A 19,215-nucleotide genomic window follows, 5' to 3' on the forward strand; every position below is an offset into this window, starting at 1 on the left:
AGCCGATTAGAAATCAATCTGGAAGCTGTAAACGTCTTCCTCCAGGCTGCTTTTAACCGTGAAGCCGCAATGGAGAAAGATGGCCTGCATCCGTTTGTTCTCCCGGAGCACCTCGGCGGAAAAGCCGCCAATGCCGTTTTTCTTGGCAATGGTCACCAGATGTCGGAAAAGAAAGGTGCCGATCTGCTTGTTCTGCCATTCGTCGCGGACAATAAAGGCCACCTCGGCCCGATTGGTTTTTTCGTCCAGGTAGTAGCGGCCGATAGCGATGATCTCCTCGCCGTGCACTTCCGGTAGGGTGCCGACGATGGCCGCGTCCTTGCGGTGGTCGATGTAAACGAAGTTTTGGATCTGCTTGTGGCCGAAGCGCTGGCTGTGGGTCATGAACCGGTAATAGAGGGTTTCCTGGGAAAGGGCATAGAGGATGTCCCGCATCCGGGGTTCATCGGTGAGATGAACGGGCCGGAAATTGATCTGGGTGCCGTCTTCCAGCAGCATGGTGGTGTTCATCTCTTTGGAGGCGATCATGAAGCGGCCCTCCACCTCGCCGAGATCCTGGCGGAGATAGCGCGCCTCGATGGCTTCCTTGAACAGCTGTTCCCGAAAACTTGGGTGAGCGATGCTGATCAGGGCCAAGGCCCGTTCCTGCACACTTTTGCCGTGCAGGTAGGCGATGCCGTACTCGGTGGCCACGTAATGGACCTCACCCCTGGTGGTGACCACCCCGGCGCCCGGAGTCAACCGGGTGACGATGCGGGAGATGGTTTTCTCCTTGGCCGTTGATTCCATGGCGATAATGGCTTTGCCCCCGATGGAGCGGGCCGCGCCCCGGTTGAAATCCACCTGGCCGCCGATGCCGGAATAAAAAAGGGAGCCCAGGGAGTCGGCGCAGACCTGGCCGGTGAGGTCGATTTCAAGGGCCATGTTGATGGAGACCATCTTGTGCTGTCTGCCGATGATGTGGATATCGTTGACATACTCCGTGGGCCGGAAGCAGAAGAGGGGATTGTTGTCGATGTAGTCGTAAAGTCGCTGGGTGCCCATGCAGAAGCTGGCCACGATCCGTCCCTTGTCGGTGGACTTTCGGTTGCCGGTCACTGCGCCGGATTCCACCAGGTCGATGATGGAGTCGGTGAGCATCTCCGTATGGATGCCAAGGTCTTTTTTGTTGTGCAGGAATTCCACCAGGGCGTGGGGGATGCGGCCGATGCCGAATTCGATCGTTGACCCGTCTTCGATCAGGGCGGCGATGTGCTCGCCGATGCGGCGGGTATCCTCGGAGACCGGCGTGGATTCCCGTTCGATGATGGGGGTTGCCGCCGGCACCAGAAGGTCGAGATCGTAGATGTCAAGAAAGCTGTCGCCAAGGGTTTTGGGCATCATCGGGTTTACCTGGGCGATAACCAGCGAGGCGTTTTCCGCCGCGCTTTTGATGATGTCCACCGAAACGCCCAAGCTCACCTTGCCGCGTTCGTCCGGCGGTGTTACCTGGATGAGGGCCACGTCGATGGGGAGCTGGCCGGAATTGAACAACTTGGGAATGTCGGAGAGCAGGGTGGGCGTATAGTTGCCGAGCCCTTGCTGGATATGCTCCCGGATATTGGCGCCGATAAAAAAACTGTTTACCGTGAAGCAGTCGGCCAGGCTCAAGCTGGCATACGGTGCGTCCCCCTTGGTGAGCAGCTGGATGATCTCCACGTCGGCCAGTTCGGCGGACCGCTCGGTCAGGGCTTTGACCAGCAAAACCGGTTCGGCGCAGGCGGTGCCGATAAAGACCCGCTGGCCCGGTTTGATTTTTGCCGCCGCCTGGTATGGGGTGGCGATCATGTCGCTGTATTTCTTCTGCCAGTCAGGATCGTAAGTATTTGGACTGCTCATCGCGTCACCCCCGGAGCCTGCAGGGTCATTCTCGCGTCCGCCACCACCGGCTCGGTCCCTGATTCGCCGACAATGAACGGGTTGATGTCCAGTTCGGCAATCTGCGGAAAATCGGTGGTCAACTGGCTGATCCGCTGGAGGCCGTTGGCAATGCCCGCAAGGTCAACGCCCTTGTGGCCGCGTTTCCCTTTAAGGATTTCGTAGGAGCGGGTACTCATCAGCATCTGGATCGCTTCCTCATTGGTGATCGGCGCCAGGTAGAAGGTGACATCCTTCATCACCTCGACAAAGATGCCGCCCAGGCCGAACATGAGCATGGGGCCAAACTGCGGATCGCGGCTCATGCCGATGATCACCTCAAGGCCGCGGCTCAGCATCTTTTCCACGTAGATTCCCTCAATCCAGGCTTCCGGCGCACGTTGGCTGATGCGGAGCATCATGAGATCGTAGGCGTCTGCCACTGCCTCGGAACTGGTCACATTGAGCCGGACTCCGCCCAGATCGGATTTGTGGATGATGTCTGGGGAGACGATCTTCATGGCCACCGGATAGCCGATGCGTTCGGCTATTTCCATGGCCTCGCCGACATTGCTGGCCAAATATCCCTGGGGAATCTGGAAACCGTAGGCCTGGAGGATGCTTTTCGCCTTGACCTCGCCGATCTGCAAGCGGTTGGTCCGCTGTCGGCGGGTGATGATGCGTTCCACCCGTCTCCGGTTTACAGGGAAACGGGCCACCATCCGGGGCGGCCGTTTGCGCCAGGCGGCATATTCCACCATGGCCTTGAGCGCGGCCACGGCCCGTTCCGGGGAGGGATAATCGGGCAAGCCTGCGGCGACCAGTTCCTCGCGGCCTGGCATGACATCGGCCCCGCCCATAAAGGCGACCACCACCGGCTTGTCGCCTTTATGACAACCGGCAATGGCCCGGGCTGTTTCCGCTGGTTTGGTCATGGCCTGGGGGGTGAGAATAACGATAACGGCATCCACCGCCTCGTCTTCTTGGGCAGCTTCCAGGGCGGCAACATAGCGGTCCGGTTCGGCATCGCCCAGCACGTCGATGGGGTTGCCGATGCTGGCCGCAAGGGGCAGTTTTTGGCGCAGGGCCGAGGCCGTGTTGCGGTCCAGGGTTGCCACGGTCATCCCGGATTTTTCCACGGCATCGGCGGCCATGGTGCCTGGGCCGCCCGCATTGGTGATGATCAGCACCCGTTTGCCTTTGGGCAGGGGCTGCATGGCAAAGAGGGCTCCATAGTCGGCCAGGGCCTCGAAGTTGTCGGCCCGGATGACGCCCGAGCGCATGAAGGCCGCGCCGTAAGCGATTTCCGCCCCGGCCAGAACCCCGGTGTGGGAGGAGGCGGCTTTTTGCCCGGCCACGGTGGTGCCGGATTTCAGGATGATCACCGGCTTTTTGCTGGAGGCCTCGGTTGCCGCTTTGACAAACTCGTCCCCGCAGGTGATGTCTTCCAGATAGGCGATAATCACCTTGGTCTGTGCGTCACCAGCCAGGGCGATGAGGAGATCGCCCTCGTTGAGATCCGCCTTGTTGCCGATGCTCACCATCTTGGCGATCCCGGTGTGGCGTGCAGCGGCCAGATCAAGCAGGGCGGTACAAATGGCGCCGGACTGGGAGATGACCGAGATGCAACCCGGTTGCGGCATGCGGCTGGCAAAGGAGGCATTCATCCGGTTTTCGGTATTGATCAGCCCCAGGCAGTTGGGGCCAAGAAGAGGTACCTTGTGGCTTTGGCAGAGTTCGGCGATCCGGTGTTCGAGTTCAGCCCCCTCCACCCCTGTTTCCTTAAACCCGGAGCTGATAACGGTGATTGCCCCGGCTTGGGCATCGAGGCAAGCACGCACCGCCTCCAGCACTAAAGCACTGGGAAGCGCGATGATGCACAGATCTGTCTTTTGCTCGGCTTGTTTGATCTCGCGCAAACAGGGCAACCCCAGCACCTCCGATGCCGCCGGATTTACCGGGATAATCCTCCCTCCGTAGCCGCTGGCCAGCAGGTTGGCGATAATATCGTGGCCGACCTTGCCCGGGGTGCGGGAAGCGCCGAGAACAGCGATGGATTCCGGGTAAAAAAGCGGCTGGAGCATAATGTCATCCTATAGGAAATTGTGGTGTGCTAGCCAATAAAATCTGGGAATTTCGGCAGGACCACGGAAAAACCCGCCTCGGCAAGGGCATGGTGTACGGCGCTGACATTGTAGGTGTTGACCCGCAGATAGATGCGTTCCGGCACCTCGTCCTCCGCCTCGGTGCGAATGAGGCGAGTGAAGCGAATGCTGTGCTCTTCGAGCACCTTGGCGATGCGGGAAAGCGGTTTGCGCTTCCCGTCATGCTCCACCACAATCATGGCGCTGCCCCGTTCGCCGAGGCCGAAAAGGCGACGGTAGGCACCCATGAGATCGCGCATGGAAAACATGCCGATGACCCGCTGCTCCTGATCCACCACGGGCAGGGCTCCGATTTTCTCCCGGTCGAGGAGGATCAGGGCGTCATCCAGGGTGGATACGGGGTTTAAGGTGAAAAAAGTGCGGCTCATGATGGCGCTGACCGGGGTCGGGTCGAGCTCCGAAAGACAGGCCTTGATCCGCTCTTCGGAAAGCACCGAGGAAGGGGAGGCCGAGCGCAGATCCCGATCGGTGACGACACCGACCAAATGGTTTTCTTTGTCCACCACCGGCAGGTGGCGGAACTTGCCGTTTTTAAGAATTTCCCGCACCTCGGTGAGGGTGGTCTCCGGCGAAATGGTCACCGGGTTTCTCGTCATGTATTGGGTAATGAACATGGTTATTCCTCTGTACTGTGGTTGCTTAAGGCGTTGAGATAGCTGGCCGCACTCTCGCCCAGACTTTCCAGGTGGTAGCCGCCTTCGAGAATGGACAACAGCTTGCCCTGGCAGTATCGCTGCGCCCAGTCAGCGAGGTATTCGCCAAGCTTGCCGTAGAGTGCGGTTGAATAGGCAAGGCCGGACATGTCGTCAGCGCGGTGGCCGTCAAAGCCCGCCGCGACAATGATCCGTTCCGGCCCAAAGGCGGCCAGGGCTGGTTCAATCCTTCGGGTAATGGCATTGAGCACCATTTGATCATCGGCCCCGGGTGGCAAGGGGATATTCAGGGTGGCTCCTCTCCCTGGGCCTGTGCCGGTTTCTTCCGCATAGCCGCTGCCGGGAAAACTGAAGGTGGGATGCTCGTGCAGGCTGAGGTAGAACACCTCCGGGTCTTCCTCAAAACCGCTTTGGATGCCGTTGCCGTGATGGGCGTCGAAGTCGAGGATGAGAATTCTTTTGCGGCCATACTGCTGCTGCCAGTAGCGGGCGGCCAGCACGCAGTTGTTCAGGAAGCAAAAACCCAGGGCCAGGTTGGCTTCGGCGTGATGCCCAGGCGGCCGGACCGCGCAGAAAACCAGATTTTCCTTGTCTTCCAACAGGTCGATACCGGTAAGTCCCGCCCCAGCCGAAAGCAGGGCTGCCTCGTAGGAATCAAAGCAGAGCTGGTTATCCGGATGGTCAAGATAGGTTTTCCCGGAAAGGGCGCTCTCTTCGAGACGGAAGAGGTAATGCTCGTCATGAAAGGTTGTTAGCCAGTGCCGTTCCGCCCTGCGGGGTTCAAAAAAAGTGAGCTGCTCTCTAAACGGCGAGGCCTTAAGTTTCGCCAGCAAGGAGCTGATCCGGCTCGGTGTTTCCGGATGCTCGCCGCCGCCGGTATCGTGGGCAAGATAGTGGGGATGGCTGATAATGGCTAGCGGGCGTGGGAGAGGCACCGGTGGTATCCTTGTCGGAAAAGAAGAGTGCACGGTTTTTATCGGCTTCTTTCTAGGTATTGTTACCTAATTATCTGAAAATCGCACGGGGAAAATGATACAGTGAAATCGGCAGCATGATTGTTGTGGATGCCGGGGCTCAGGCAATGCCTTGAATAGCCTTACTCGCCGGGATGCATATTCGGTAAGGGACCATAAGACGACAAGGCATTGTGCGGATGGGTTTGTTGGGATATAGTTTGTTTTTGCCTTGCCCACGAGAGAAACGGACCTTGAAAAATATGCGTCACATGACCACCCCCCATTTGCTTGCCTTGAAAAAACAGCTGAACGCTCTTGAGGCCGAACGGTTGTCGCCGTTTGCCAGTTTAAGCAGCGAGGGAATCAGGCGGCGGCCTGAGGAAGGGCAGGAAGAGGATCACCGGCAGTCCTTTGCCGTTGATGGCGACCGGGTTCTGCACTCGCGGGCCTATACGCGCTACATCGATAAAACCCAGGTGTTTTATATGGTGAAAAACGACCATATCACCCACCGGGTTCTGCATGTGCAGCTGGTGGCAAAGATCGCCCGGACCATCGGCCGCTATCTGCGCCTCAATGAGGATCTCATCGAGGCCATCGCCCTGGGCCATGATATCGGGCATCCGCCCTTTGGCCATGATGGGGAGAAGGTTCTCGACGCCCTCTGTCGTGAACACGGATTGCCCTCCTTTCAGCATAATCTGCAAAGTGTCCAGTTTTTAGAACGCATCGAACGGCAGGGGAGGGGCTGGAATCTGACCCTGCAAACCCTGGACGGCATTATGTGCCATGATGGGGAGATCCACAATCGACGCCTTGCCCCCGTGCGCGGCAAGAGCTTTGCCGACTTTGACCGGGAGGCTGCAGCCAAAGGGCTTGATCGCCGCCTGGAGCTGATCCCCATGACCATGGAGGGATGTGTTGTCCGTTTTGCCGACACCATCGCCTATATCGGCCGGGACATTGAAGATGCCATCGAGCTTGCTCTTGTCAGCCGTAATGATATCCCCGCTCGTTGCCAGGAGATCTTTGGCCGGACCAACGGCAGCATGGTCTACCGCTTGGTGACCGATTTGATCGCCAATGGTCTGCAGGATGGGGCCATCGCCTTCAGCGAGGAGGTTGCCGCCGGGCTGAAGGAGCTGAAGGGGTTCAACTACGAGCGGATCTATCTGAACCCGGCCATCAAGCAGGGGCTTGGCAAGATTACCGATTGTTACCGAGTGCTCTTCGCTTCCTGCCTTGAGCAGTTTGCCAAACAGGAGCGTCAGGCGGAAATGTATGCAATTTTTTTGCAGGAGCAGGGTCAGGAGTATTTTGCCGGACGACAGCCTGCGGAGATGGCGCGCGATTTTATCGCCGGGATGACCGATGCGTATTTCTTGCGTCAGGCAAGGGTGTTGGGTTGTGAGACTCCGGGGAAAATATGAAAACAAAGATCAGAAGAATATTGCCGGGTGAGAATTTCCGGGTGACCGCCATCGCCGCCTGTATCGGCTTGGCGGCCGGGGCGGTAAATATTTTGTTTCGCACCACTGTTGCCCTGGTTCATGAGCATATCTTTGTTGGCGGCTCAGCACTTCTCGGGCTGGCAAATGGGGGGCTGTACCTGCTGCTCTTGCCGTTGATCCCCGTCTGCGGCATGGTGTTGCTCATCCCTCTTTCCCTGTTGTTTCCCGGGGAGGTGAACGGCTACGGGTTCCCTAAATTTTTGCGCCAGGTCAATCTCGAAGGCGGTATTGTCCGGTTTCGGACCATCGTTATCAAGATTCTTTCCTGCGCTCTGACCATTGGCACCGGCGGCTCGGCCGGGGTCGAGGGGCCCATTGCCCAGGTGGGCGGGGCGGTGGGCTCGCAGGTCGGGCAGTTCTTTCGGGTTTCCGGCAGTCGGATGAAGGTTTTTATCGCCGCCGGGTGCGCCGGCGGGGTGGCGGCCATGTTCAACGCCCCCATTGCCGGGGTCTTTTTCGCCGCCGAGATCGTCCTGTTGGGCACTTACGAAATTGGTTCCTTCGCCGCCCTGGTAATCTCTTCGGCCATGGCGACCGTTGTTTCCCGCGGCTACTATGGCGGTTCCCCGGCCTTCCCCATCCCTGCCTACGAGATTGTCAATTCCTTTGTCGAAATCCCGCTTTATTCGCTGATGGGCGTGGTCATGGGGTTGGTGGCGGTTTTGCATATCAATGTATTTTATACGATCCGTGACCGTTTTGCCGCGCTCGGCCTGCATCCCCAGCTCAAGCCCCTGCTCGGTGCCCTTGCCGTCGGCTTGTTGGCCATTGGCTTTCCGCAGGTCATGGGAGACGGCTATCATTACCTGGAAGTGGTGTTGAGTGGGCAGGGGGTGCTCTGGGTGATGGGGTTGCTGATTTTTCTTAAGATCGCGGCAACCGCGCTTACCTTGGGTTCCGGCGGCGCGGGCGGTGTTTTTGCCCCGGCCCTTTTTATCGGCGGGGTTACCGGCGGCTCATTCGGTGCCATCGCCCATTATCTCTTGCCCCAGTATACCGCCAATTCCGGGGCCTATGCCGCGGTGGGCATCGGCGCTTTTCTAGCCGCCGCCACCCATGCGCCGCTCACCGCCATCTTTCTTCTCTTTGAAATGACGGGCAATTATCTCATTATTATCCCCATCATGCTTTCCAGTATTATCGGGACGGTGGTGGCCGCCCGTTTGAATCCTGATTCCATTGATACCGTGGATTTCAGCCGGGATGGCATTGATCTCCATGAGGGAAGAGAAATTTCGGTGATGAAGTCCATCAAGGTCGGCAGGGTGGTCAGCGAGGATGTGGATTTTATCAGCGAGCAGGCCAACGTGGACCAGTTGTTGACCATCTTCAGCATGACCCGGGACAGTTTTTATTTTCCGGTAATCGATGAAAGCGGCAGGATGATTGGGGTTGTCTCGCTGCAGGACGTGAAAAGTATTCTCCACGACGAAGAGCTGCGGCTTTCCGCCCGGGTGGGGAATATCTGCACCCGCAAGGTAGTTGTCCTTACGCCCGAAGACAACCTGCATACCGCCATGAGCCTTTTTGATGCAAAGGGGCTGGAAGAGATTCCGGTGGTGGAGGACACGGACAACCGCTGGGTGGTGGGGATGCTTAAGCGCCGTGACGCGCTTGCCGCCTATAATAAGGAGGTTATCCGGCGGGGAATCAGTGAGCGGAGCGCTCAGGTTTTTTCTGTTTCCCCCAGACAGTGAAGACCTGAAAAACGCAGTCAGCGTTTTTGATTTTTACATCCGGTTGGTATATAAGAAAAGAAAGCCGTTCTCGTTTTTATCTTCCAGTAAAGGATGCGTCATTTTCGGTCTTTTTCTCTAAGGGGATCGCCCATGCCCAAAAAGATTTTGGTGGTGGACAACCATCCATTGATCCTTGAAATCATGTCCAACTTTCTGGAAAAGGATGGCCATGAGGTGCGTGTTGCCCAGGATGGTCTTTCGGCCCTGGATGTCCTTGATGCGTTTGTTCCGGATATCATGTTTGTCGATCTGGTTATGCCCAATATCAGCGGAGACAAGCTCTGTCGCATTGTTCGCAGCATGCCGCATCTGCACGGGGTATTTATTGTCATCCTCTCCGCCATCGCCAGAGAAGGGGAAACCGATTTTCTGTCTTACGGCGCCGATGCCTGCATTGCCAAGGGGGCAACCAAGAATCTCTTCCTCCATGTGCAAGAACTCATTGCCAATTCCGACAAGCAGCCATCCCGTGAGCCAATAATCATCGGGATTGAGGGTATCTACCAGCGAGAAGTCACCAAGGAGCTGTTGTACTCGCAAAAACATCTCGAGTTGGTTCTTGACCACATGTCGGAAGGTGTGGTCCATTTTACCCACGCCCAGAAAATCATCTATGTCAATGCCAGCGCTCTTGCCTTGTTTGGTCAGCCCGAAGAGAAACTTCTTGGCGCAAACTTTCCCGACCTTTTTACCGAACCATATGCCTCTGCCGTGCGCCTTTTTGTCGAGGCGGCGAGCCAGCAGCCCGTGTGCGCGGGGGAGGATGAAGAAATTCTTCTCGGCGCAAAGCGGCTGTTGCTTAATTTTCTCGCCATCCCGGAAGAGGAGAACGGAGCGATCCTGGCCTTGCTTCGTGATATCACCAAGCGCAAGGAGGATGAATCGCGGATGCAGCAGTATAGCGATCATCTTTCCAGGCTCGTTGCGGAACGGACCCACAGCCTGACCCAGACAAACGAACAACTGCATAAGGAAATCGCCGAACGGTCAAAGGTTGAAAAGAGTCTGGCCCGGGCGCATCGGCGTCTGCTCACGGTGCTCGACAGCCTAGACGCGATTATTTATGTGGTCAATATGACCAGCCATGAGATTCTCTTTATGAATCGTTATGCTCGGGAGATTTTCGGGGAAGGTGCCGGCCGGATTTGCTGGACGGTCATGCAGTGCGGACAGGATGGCCCCTGTGCTTTCTGCAGCAGCGAAAAGGTGAAGGCCGTCAATGACTCCAAACAAGGTCGGAGCGGGGTCTATGTCTGGGAAAATCAGAATACCGTCACCGGCCGTTGGTATGAGCATCATGATCGGGCTATTAAATGGATGGGAGATATTCGGGCAAAACTCAGTATCGGCACGGATATTACCGAACGAAAAAACGAAGAAAACCGGGAGCGGGAGGCACGGGAACTTCTTGAATTACGGGTAGGAGAGCGCACGGCCGAACTGGAAAAGACCTACCGGCAGCTGCTGCATGCGGAAAAATTAGGTGCGGTTGGTAAGCTGGCCGCTTCCATTGCCCATGAATTCAATAATCCCATCTGCGGCATCCGCAATGTTCTGGACGGCTTGCAGCGACATAGCAAGCTTGAGGGGGAGAATGTCTTGATGGTGCAGCTGGCCATCCGGGAGTGCGAGCGCATAGCCAAGCTTACCAAGGATCTGCAGAGTTTTAATCGTCCGACCAGCGGCATAGAGGCGTCGGTGGATGTGCATGCCGCCCTGGAGGATATTCTCCTCCTGTGTCGAAAGAATCTCAAGAATAATGGCATCTCCTTGATCAAGGAATTTGCGCTCTCCTTGCCACGGATCCAAGCGGTGGAGGACCAGCTCAAGCAGGTGTTTCTCAATCTTCTCACCAACGCCGAAGAGGCGATTGTCGGGGGAAAAGGCACCATAACCGTGCGGACGGAGTGCCGGGATGGATATGTCGCGGTGCAGTTTCAAGACACCGGACATGGGATTGCCGCGGAGGATCAGCCCAAGATTTTTGAGCCTTTTTTTTCCACAAAATCAGCGGTCAAGGGCACCGGGCTTGGCCTGGCAGTCAGTTACGGTATCGTGACCAGGCACGGTGGGACAATCGAGGTTGAGAGCTCTTCCGGTATCGGCTCCACCTTTACTGTTTTTTTGCCGGTGGAGGGGCGGACATGACCGAAAAAGCGAGCCGGTGGCGAAAGAATATACTGGTGGTTGATGATGAAGAGATCATTCGCCGCACCCTGTGCCGGGATGTTGAGGAAATGGGCTATGCCGTCACTGCGGTTGCCGACGGCAAAGCTGCGATTGCAGCCCTGCAGGAGCATTATTACGATCTGGTGCTGACCGATCTCTGTATGGAAGGGATGTCGGGGATAGAAGTACTGAAGGGGGCAAAAGAGAGGAGCTCTGATATAGGAGTAATTATCCTTACGGGATTTGGGGATATCACTTCGGCCATTGAGGCTTTGCGAAACGGAGCCGATGATTATTTGCTCAAACCTTATGTGTATGCGGATCTGGCTCTGCGCCTTGGGAATTGCCTTGAAAAGCAAGAGATGAAAAAACGGCTGAAGGTGTATGAGGACTTTCTTCCCATTTGTTCAGTGTGTAAAAAAATCAGAAACGACAAGGGAAAAGAGCCGGGTAGCGGGCAGTGGCAGAGTGTCGAAGAATACCTGCAAAAAGAAGCAGGGGTGTTGCCATCGCATTCCTATTGTCCTGACTGTTATAAAGAGGCTATGCAGGAGCTCCATTCCTACGTCTCAGTGCATAAAAAATAAAGCAACTTTCTCTCTTTGTCTGGGAGATTGCGGATATTGTTCCCGCAACACCTTTTTGCCTGCCTCCCATTGAAACGGACAGTGACTGTGTGCTGACCCGTATTTTTTCCGTATTGTGCGTTGTATTTTCAGTGTGCTAGGGTGCTTAATCCTTACAACCCAACGCCGGGAAAGATAGATGAATGATGAGATGAAGGAAGAGATCAGTGCCCCTCTCTGCACAAAGGCCCATGTCTGCAGGGAGAAAACTATCTATTGTCGCCCGGCATATCCCATAGATGGCGATACTTTTTATTTTGCTGGCCGGGGGGATGAGGATTGCTCCTACCGGAAAAGGTATGGGAGCCTTCACACCTGTGCGTGTCCGGTTCGTCTGGAAATCTACAAGCGGTATAAAATCTGACCATCCCTTTCCGTCTTTTTCTCTCGTCTCTTTATCTGTGCAATCAAGAAAAGTGTCAGCCTGTATGGGGAATGATTAAGAAGCCTGTTCCTGGTAAAGGCAGTCGCAGACCTTCTCCTGCCACTGTTCGATCTGCTCCCGATACGGTTCTACCGGAGATTCCATTCCGCACACCGTGCAGAGTACCGACCCGTTATGTCAGCGTCCGGAAAGGAGCGCCTCGCCCCCGCAGAAAATGCAGACAAGCTGCAGTTGCGGGCAATCTGCTGCGGCTGGTTTGGTGTGCTTGGCTTGAGACATGGCTCCACGCTGCTCTCTGTTTTTTGGGGGGTGTCTGATTGGTGGTGTCTGGAGCTGAAAATACGTCAGGTTCTTGAAAAAGCCTATCTGTTTTTCTCTGATGCTGCAAGAGCGAGGACGCAACCCCTAAAGTGAAAAATCACTTTGCAAGGTGCAGGGAGCGTGCTAGTCTGGCAATGCCTCCGATGGATGAGAGGCTCAAGCCCGCTGCCGCCATTTTCCTGAGAAAAATCTGAGATGACAGAAAATACTTCGCAAAAAATTCGCATCTATATCCTCGACGATGAAATCGTTACAGTTCGGCGCCTTGTCCAGGCCCTGGGCAAGGATGGCTACGAGGTGGAGGGTTTTGTCACCGCCTCGGAGGCGATGGCGCGTTTTTCCGAAGTTCCGGCGGATGTTCTGGTTACGGATGTGCGTCTCAACGATGCCGACGGCCTTGATATCTTGCTGCGGGTTACCGCATTGGCCCCGGCAACCAAGGTTATCTTGATGACCGGCTATGCCTCGGTCGATCATGCTGTCCGGGCCATGAAGGCTGGAGCCTATCACTACCTTGCCAAGCCTTTTCGGCTTGAGGAGCTGCGCAACGCTGTACGCGATGCTCTGCAAGGCGGCGGGCTGTCCGGCACCCTTGAGTCCGAGTCCGGACTTGCCGATCGTTTCGCCGGCATAATCGGCCGTTCCCCTGCCATGCTCGAAATCTTCAAAACCATCCGCCAGATCGCGCCGCTGAACTGTAACGTGCTTATTCAGGGGGAAAGCGGCACCGGCAAGGAATTGGTGGCCAAGGCTCTCCACAGTACCAGCGGTCGCGGTCAGCATCCCTTTATCCCATTTAATTGCGGGGCATTCAGTGAAGAATTGGTGGCCAACGAGCTTTTCGGCCATGAGAAGGGCGCCTTTACCGGCGCGGTGAGCACCAAGCTGGGGTTGCTTGAGGCGGCCAATGGCGGCACCGTTTTTCTCGATGAGGTTGGCGAGATGCCCATCCCCATGCAGATCAAACTGCTGCGGGTTATCCAGGAGCGGACCTTGCTCCGGGTGGGCGGCGTCGCCCCGGTCAGTATCAATGTGCGGCTCATTGCCGCGACCAATCGGGATATCGAGAAGATGATCGCCGCCGGCGAGTTCCGTCAGGATCTTTTTTACCGCCTTAAGGTGGTGATGATTAATATCCCGCCGCTTCGCAAACGGCGGGAGGATATCCCGCTGCTTGTTGAATATTTTGTCGCGCAAATTGCTACGCAGTTCGGTAAACCCGTGCCGGAAATCGCCTCGGATTTTCTGGATGCGCTTTCCTCGTATACCTTCCCCGGAAACGTCAGGGAACTGCAGAATATCGTGGAGCGGGCAGTGGCCCTTTCCCGTGAGTCGGTTCTCACGGCCAGGGATCTTCCCCCGGATATCTTTTTTGGGGAAATTCAGCCCCCGGTACCGGAAAAAAACGCCAGCCACCTGAAGGCTCTGGAGCAGGAGCATATCAGCGAGGTATACCGGCGTACCGGCTTCAACCAGACGGAGACTGCTCGTCTGCTTGGTATTTCCCGCACCACCCTGTGGCGGCGGCTCAAGGATCTTAACTTTTTTTCCGAGAAATAGTCGCCACCCCCCTTGTTTTCCGGCGATTTCCCCGTTGTTGTTCCAGTATGGAACAACTGTTTCAACTCCAAAAAATACCATTATTACAATTAGTTGCATGGTTACCGTTTCAAAAGTGAACAGTATTCCCCCCATTCTACTTTCTGGCAATCATACAAAACAACACGCAAACAACAAGATAGATCTAGTGGCATGGTTAGTGCATTTAGCTCCGGCAAAGATTGCCCAAACAAGGCATCCGAGGAGCGTCCATGGAAGCTGGTATTGCACTCCTCCTGACTGGCGCCAGTGTCGATCTTTCCGCCACCATCCATGCCGTTGCGCTTGCCCGGCGAACCACCGGAATTCTGCATGCTGTTTGCAAGGAGGACCGGAGGAGCGCGGACAGAAAGAGTTCTGCGGCCAGGGAGAAACAGGAGCAATTGGTTTCTCTCGCAACCAGGCTCGGCAGCCAGGAAGGGGTAAAGATTCATACGCATATTCTGGAAAGGCTGACCGGTGAGCCGCTCATCAGGTTTTTGTGCGCGCACCGAATCTTCTGCCTTGTCCTCGGGGTCAATGACCGGAAGGGCTGGGAGCGTAAAACCCTTTGGCTGAACCTGTTGCGCAAGCAGTTGCAGAGCAGCGAAAATTGGTATCTGCCCGACCTGTGGTCTGCTATCATGACTCCATGGGACGCATCAACGCTTGAACGAGCTATTTCCGAGGTTAACAGCCGGTCCCATGCTTCGTCGCCGGGAGAAATTTCCCCGGCGGACAGTGAAAAGACCGACATTTTCTTTAATGTATTGCAACACAATAAGAATGAGTAAGGGAGGAAGAAGATGTACATGTATTTGCCAATAGCCCTCACCAGTGTGAATTATTTGGTGGTAATGGGCCTGGGACTGGGGGTCGGCCTGTTGTCCGGCCTCTTTGGGGTGGGCGGGGGGTTTCTCATGACCCCGCTCCTGATGATGATCGGCATTCCGCCGACAATTGCCGCGGCAACGGATGCCAACCAGATCGTGGCTGCTTCCGCTTCCGGAACCTTTTCCCACTGGCGTCTCGGTAACGTTGATTTCAAGATGGGGCTTTATCTTTTGATCGGCGGTTTTGCCGGCGGCGCAGCGGGCGTTCAGGTGATCAAGATTTTGCGTGCCACCGGCGGCGCGGATTTCATGATCAAAATGACCTATGTGATCATGTTGGGTGGGGTGGGCAGCTTCATGTTTGTTGAAAGCCTCAATGCCATGCGCAAGCCCAAGCAGGCTCCGGCCGCTGCCGCCTCGGCAACTGCGGTGAAAGCGAAGAAGGTTGGCTTTTTTGCGTCCCTGCCTTTACAGGTTTACTTTGAGAAATCCGGGGTCACCCACTCGGCTCTGGTGCCTCTCGTTCTTGGTACCTTTGTCGGTGTTCTTGCCGCGATCATGGGGGTTGGCGGCGGATTCCTTATGGTGCCCGTAATGATCTACATGTTGCGGATGCCCATGCATGTGGTCGTGGGAACCAGCCTCTTTCAGATCCTTTTCACCTGCATCGAGGTCACCTATCTCCAGGCGTACTCCAACCATACGGTTGATTTTATGCTTGCCCTGCTTCTCCTTATAGGTTCGGTTTTTGGCGCCCAGATCGGGACCGTGCTCGGGAAGAAGCTCCATGGCGACCAGTTGAAGATTTTGCTTTCCATCATCGTTCTTGCGGTTACGGTCAAGATTGTTCTGGAGCTGGTTATGGAGCCTTCCATTCTTCTTTCCTATGCGGGAGGCCACTAATATGAAACGCACACTCAAGAATTTTTCGCACCATCTTGTTGCCGCGGCCGTTGCTTTCTTCGGGCTTGCCGTCCTGTCCGTACCCGCAGCCCAGGCCTTGACCTGCTCGGTTACTCCCGATAACATTCCCATCACCTTCACCTATCATGGTGCGCAGCTCTCGATCACCGGTCAGAGCGCCAGTGCCGATGACCTGATTGTCACCATTACCAGCGAACCGGCTGATACCGCTTTGAAATACAAGGAAAAGGTCGGTGGTTTGGTCTGGATGAAAAAGGGCACCTTGGAGTTCAAGGATGCGCCACGCATCTATATGCTGCACAGTACCGCAGATCTGAGCCGTATTCTGGGCGCTGCCGAACTCAATCAGAATATGCTCGGCTACGACGCCCTGCGCGGACACATCCGGATTGAAGACAGTACGGGGAAACCGGCGGACGGGAAATGGTTCGATGAATACCTTAAGTTCAAGAAGCAGGAAAAGGTCTATGACGTTCAGGAAGGAACTGTTGTCCGCCAGCATGGAGTGGACGGTAACACCTATCAAGTGAATGTTGCCTGGCCCTATCAGGCCCCTCCGGGGATCTATACGGTTGAGGTTCTTGCCGCCAGAAACGGCAAGCTTGTTGATCGGGCCACGACCCATTTTGAGGTCAAGAGTACCGGGATGGTTGCAGCCCTTTCAAAAATGGCCTTTGACCAAGCCGGCTTGTATGGCATAATGGCTGTTATCATTGCCTTGATCGCAGGTTTGGCAGTTGGTGCCATTTTCAAGAAGGGTGGCGGCAGTCACTGATCTAATTTCGTAACTATTTTTAATCAGCATGGGGCGGGAAAGGGGTGCCTGACCTGTTCCCATGCTGATTTTTTCAGGACCGCACAGCATGCCCCTCCGTGACTTCCTGAAAGGATTTTCCGCCCCACGTTGGCTCACTCCCAAGACCTGTCGGCCACTCCCTCTCGTATTCTCCCAGTTTCGTGAAGTACTCAAAGCAAACAATTCGGCCCTTGAGATAATCGCCGATATGGGCGAGAAACTGAGCGGCGAATATCTTTTTGATCTCCGCTATGTGGAATCCACGGTTGAAGAGATGATTACGGCCATGCGTCGTGCCATTGATGCAATCAATATTTTGACCGAGGACCAGTTCGTCGCACTCAATGAGGTTTTTACTCCCATGGAGACAAGGGTCCGGGCGATCCTTAACAAACGCGACGACAGGGACGGCTTGTCTCTACTCTGGCTTGCCGAGGTCGAGACCCGACACTGGCCTTTGGTGGGTGGCAAGGCCGCGCATCTTTCCGAACTGCTCCATAACCCCAAGGTTCGGGTGCCTGAAGGTTTTGTGATCACTGCCAGTCTGTTCCACGAGCTCCTCGACCTGAACGGGATCAGACCGGAGTTTGACCGGTTTGAACAGCTGCTTTCCGAGCATCTTCCCGACGAAGAGGCGCTCGAGGCTTTACGTCTTCTTCTCCATGAAAAAGTGTTGCATGCTGTGCCTCCAGCCGGTTTTCTTGCTGCCTTGTCCGACTCCCTCAAGAAACTTGGGGAAAGTTGTCCTTCTCCTCTTTTTCTTGCCGTTCGCAGCAGTGCTCAGGAAGAGGATATGGATTTCTCTTTTGCCGGGCAGTTTCATTCCGTTCTGCAGGTTCCGCCCCAGGCCGAGACCGTCTATTATGCCTATCTGCAGGTGGCGGCCAGCCTTTTTGGTGCCAAGGCCATCCTCTACCGGCGTCAGGTCTTTCCCGAAGGCGGCACCATGTCCATTGCTGCCTGCTGCCAGCGCATGATTATGGCCCAGGCCAGCGGCATTATCTATTCCGTTGATCCCATGGAGCCTGGTTCGCAGAGCATGGTCGTGGTCGGCGCTTTGGGGCAGGGGCAAGCGGTGGTTGAGGGGCAGGTTCCCACGGATTTTTTCCGGATCAGTAAAGGGGAGGTGGTGCAGGTTCTTGAGCGGGTGATCGCCGCAAAGCACGAAGCTCTGCTCCCAACCGGGGATGCGGACGGCGGTTTGGAGATGCACGCGATTCCGGAGGCACAGGTTGAGGCCCCCTGTCTTGAGGACCATATTCTTTTGGAGCTTGGTGGACTGGCCCTGCATCTGGAGACCTTTTTTAAGCGCCCCCAGGATATCGAATGGACTCTTGACCCCCAAGGCATTCTTTATATCCTCCAATCCCGTCCTCTGCTGATCACGGAGAGTGCCCAGGGAGCCCCCCGTCTTTCCGAAAAACTAGAAGGTTATGAACTTATCGCGGCCGATGTTGGCCGGGTCGCCCAGCAGGGTATTGGCGCCGGGCCGGTCTATTGGGTGGAAACCTTGGCCGATCTCAAGGATTTTCCCGAGGGTGCGGTACTTATCAGCCATCGTGACTCCTCCCAATTTGTTCAGGTTATGCAGCGGGCCGCAGCCATTGTTACCGAAGTGGGCACCCCGGCGAGCCATATGGCCACCCTCTGCCGCGAGTTTCGGGTTCCGTGCTTGGTCGGAGTTCCGGATATCATGAGCAAGGTGACTCCCGGCGAGGAAATCACTGTGGACGCAGAGGATCGCCGGATTTACCGGGGCAGGGCAGTGGAGCTTCTCACCTATCAGGCGACCACCACCATGGACCTGAACATGGCCCCCGAATTCCGCATGCTGCGCCGTATTCTTCGGGAGGTTTCCCGATTGAATCTGGTTGACCCGTTGATGCAGGATTTTAAGCCGGAAGGGTGCAAGACCTTCCACGATGTGCTGCGCTTCATTCATGAAACCGCGGTGCTGCATCTGGTGGATCTGGGGAGGGATGATCACTGTTTTCCCGGCGGTCTGGCACGACGACTGGACCTGCCTATTCAGGCCGGGATCCTTGCCATCGACATCGGCGGCGGTATTGCCCCGGACGCCCCGCGCGATCAGATTCCTTTTTCCGCCATCCGTTCGATCCCCTTCCGGGCCATCCTCCAGGGGATGCTTTTTCCCGGGGCCTGGCATCAGGAAACCATGCCGGTAAGCTTCAGGGACATGATGCACAGCATGATGACTACCCCGCAGGATACCCTTTCCGGACAGTACACCGGGCATAATATCGCCATCATCAGTGAAACCTATGTGAACCTCTGCTTCCGCTTCGGCTATCATTTTAATATCATCGACGCCTTCTGCCACGACGTGGAACGCGACAATCATATCTATTTTCGCTTCTTGGGCGGAGCCACCGATATTGCCAAGCGTTCGCGGCGGGCGACCCTCATCGCCACCATCCTGGAAGCCTTTGACTTCAGCGTTAAAACCAGGGGGGATCTGGTCATTGCCCGGACCGGCAACCTGGTGCAGAGTGAAATGGAGCGGACCCTGGATATTCTTGGCCGGCTGATCGGCTTCACCCGGCAGTTGGATGTGCAGATGACCGACGATCAGGTCGTGGCCCGCTATGCCGAGGCATTTCTCATGGGAGATTACGGCGTTGTTGCCGAAAAACGATAGCTTG

General features: G+C 56.0%; 13 protein-coding genes. 9 read left to right on the forward strand and 4 right to left on the reverse strand.

Translation table 11 applies throughout. From position 1 onward, the window contains the following. Nucleotides 1-6: 6 nt before the first annotated feature. From OLX77_RS10850 to OLX77_RS10865, 4 genes are read right to left on the reverse strand one after another with little or no spacing between them, the layout of a single operon-like run. A complete protein-coding gene (locus OLX77_RS10850) occupies nucleotides 7-1,878 on the reverse strand; it encodes a bifunctional acetyl-CoA hydrolase/transferase family protein/GNAT family N-acetyltransferase (RefSeq protein ID WP_307633618.1) in 1,872 nt (623 codons plus the stop codon). Then, a complete protein-coding gene (locus OLX77_RS10855; protein WP_307633619.1) occupies nucleotides 1,875-3,980 on the reverse strand; it encodes an acetate--CoA ligase family protein in 2,106 nt (701 codons plus the stop codon). The genes OLX77_RS10850 and OLX77_RS10855 overlap by 4 nt, the downstream gene beginning before the upstream one ends. Before the next feature lie 29 nt (nucleotides 3,981-4,009). Further along, complete coding sequence (locus OLX77_RS10860) at nucleotides 4,010-4,675, reverse strand: CBS domain-containing protein (protein ID WP_307633620.1); 666 nt, start codon at nucleotides 4,673-4,675, stop codon at nucleotides 4,010-4,012. A gap of 2 nt (nucleotides 4,676-4,677) precedes the next feature. Further along, nucleotides 4,678-5,649: a histone deacetylase family protein gene (locus OLX77_RS10865; RefSeq protein ID WP_307633621.1), complete on the reverse strand. Its 972-nt coding sequence runs from the start codon at nucleotides 5,647-5,649 to the stop codon at nucleotides 4,678-4,680. 281 nt (nucleotides 5,650-5,930) lie between these two features. Between OLX77_RS10865 and OLX77_RS10870 the strand changes: the two genes are divergently transcribed. The 9 genes from OLX77_RS10870 (at nucleotide 5,931) to OLX77_RS10910 (ending at nucleotide 19,211) form a co-directional block, all read left to right on the forward strand. Continuing rightward, complete coding sequence (locus OLX77_RS10870; RefSeq protein WP_307634076.1) at nucleotides 5,931-7,100, forward strand: deoxyguanosinetriphosphate triphosphohydrolase family protein; 1,170 nt, start codon at nucleotides 5,931-5,933, stop codon at nucleotides 7,098-7,100. Continuing rightward, a complete protein-coding gene (locus OLX77_RS10875) occupies nucleotides 7,097-8,878 on the forward strand; it encodes a chloride channel protein (RefSeq protein WP_307633622.1) in 1,782 nt (593 codons plus the stop codon). The genes OLX77_RS10870 and OLX77_RS10875 overlap by 4 nt, the downstream gene beginning before the upstream one ends. A gap of 132 nt (nucleotides 8,879-9,010) precedes the next feature. After that, the gene (locus OLX77_RS10880; protein ID WP_307633623.1) at nucleotides 9,011-11,068 is read left to right on the forward strand and encodes a hybrid sensor histidine kinase/response regulator; all 2,058 of its coding nucleotides are present in this window, start codon (nucleotides 9,011-9,013) and stop codon (nucleotides 11,066-11,068) included. Beyond that, nucleotides 11,065-11,676 carry a sigma-54-dependent transcriptional regulator gene (locus OLX77_RS10885; protein WP_307633624.1) on the forward strand — a complete coding sequence of 204 codons (612 nt, stop codon included), beginning with the start codon at nucleotides 11,065-11,067 and terminating at the stop codon, nucleotides 11,674-11,676. Before OLX77_RS10880 ends, OLX77_RS10885 begins: the two co-directional genes overlap by 4 nt. 940 nt (nucleotides 11,677-12,616) lie before the next feature. Further along, nucleotides 12,617-13,981: a sigma-54-dependent transcriptional regulator gene (locus OLX77_RS10890; protein ID WP_307633625.1), complete on the forward strand. Its 1,365-nt coding sequence runs from the start codon at nucleotides 12,617-12,619 to the stop codon at nucleotides 13,979-13,981. Nucleotides 13,982-14,232: 251 nt separating this feature from the next. Next, entirely contained in the window at nucleotides 14,233-14,793 is a 561-nt protein-coding gene (locus OLX77_RS10895; protein ID WP_307633626.1) for a putative universal stress family protein, read from the forward strand. Between the two features lie 12 nt (nucleotides 14,794-14,805). Continuing rightward, nucleotides 14,806-15,735 carry a sulfite exporter TauE/SafE family protein gene (locus tag OLX77_RS10900; protein WP_307633627.1) on the forward strand — a complete coding sequence of 310 codons (930 nt, stop codon included), beginning with the start codon at nucleotides 14,806-14,808 and terminating at the stop codon, nucleotides 15,733-15,735. A gap of 1 nt (nucleotide 15,736) precedes the next feature. After that, nucleotides 15,737-16,531 carry a TIGR02186 family protein gene (locus OLX77_RS10905; protein ID WP_307633628.1) on the forward strand — a complete coding sequence of 265 codons (795 nt, stop codon included), beginning with the start codon at nucleotides 15,737-15,739 and terminating at the stop codon, nucleotides 16,529-16,531. An 88-nt stretch (nucleotides 16,532-16,619) separates the two neighbouring features. Then, a complete protein-coding gene (locus tag OLX77_RS10910; protein WP_307633629.1) occupies nucleotides 16,620-19,211 on the forward strand; it encodes a PEP/pyruvate-binding domain-containing protein in 2,592 nt (863 codons plus the stop codon). Nucleotides 19,212-19,215 lie beyond the last annotated feature (4 nt).

It is taken from the genome of Thiovibrio frasassiensis, assembly GCF_029607905.1.
Lineage (GTDB): Bacteria > Desulfobacterota > Desulfobulbia > Desulfobulbales > Desulfurivibrionaceae > Thiovibrio > Thiovibrio frasassiensis.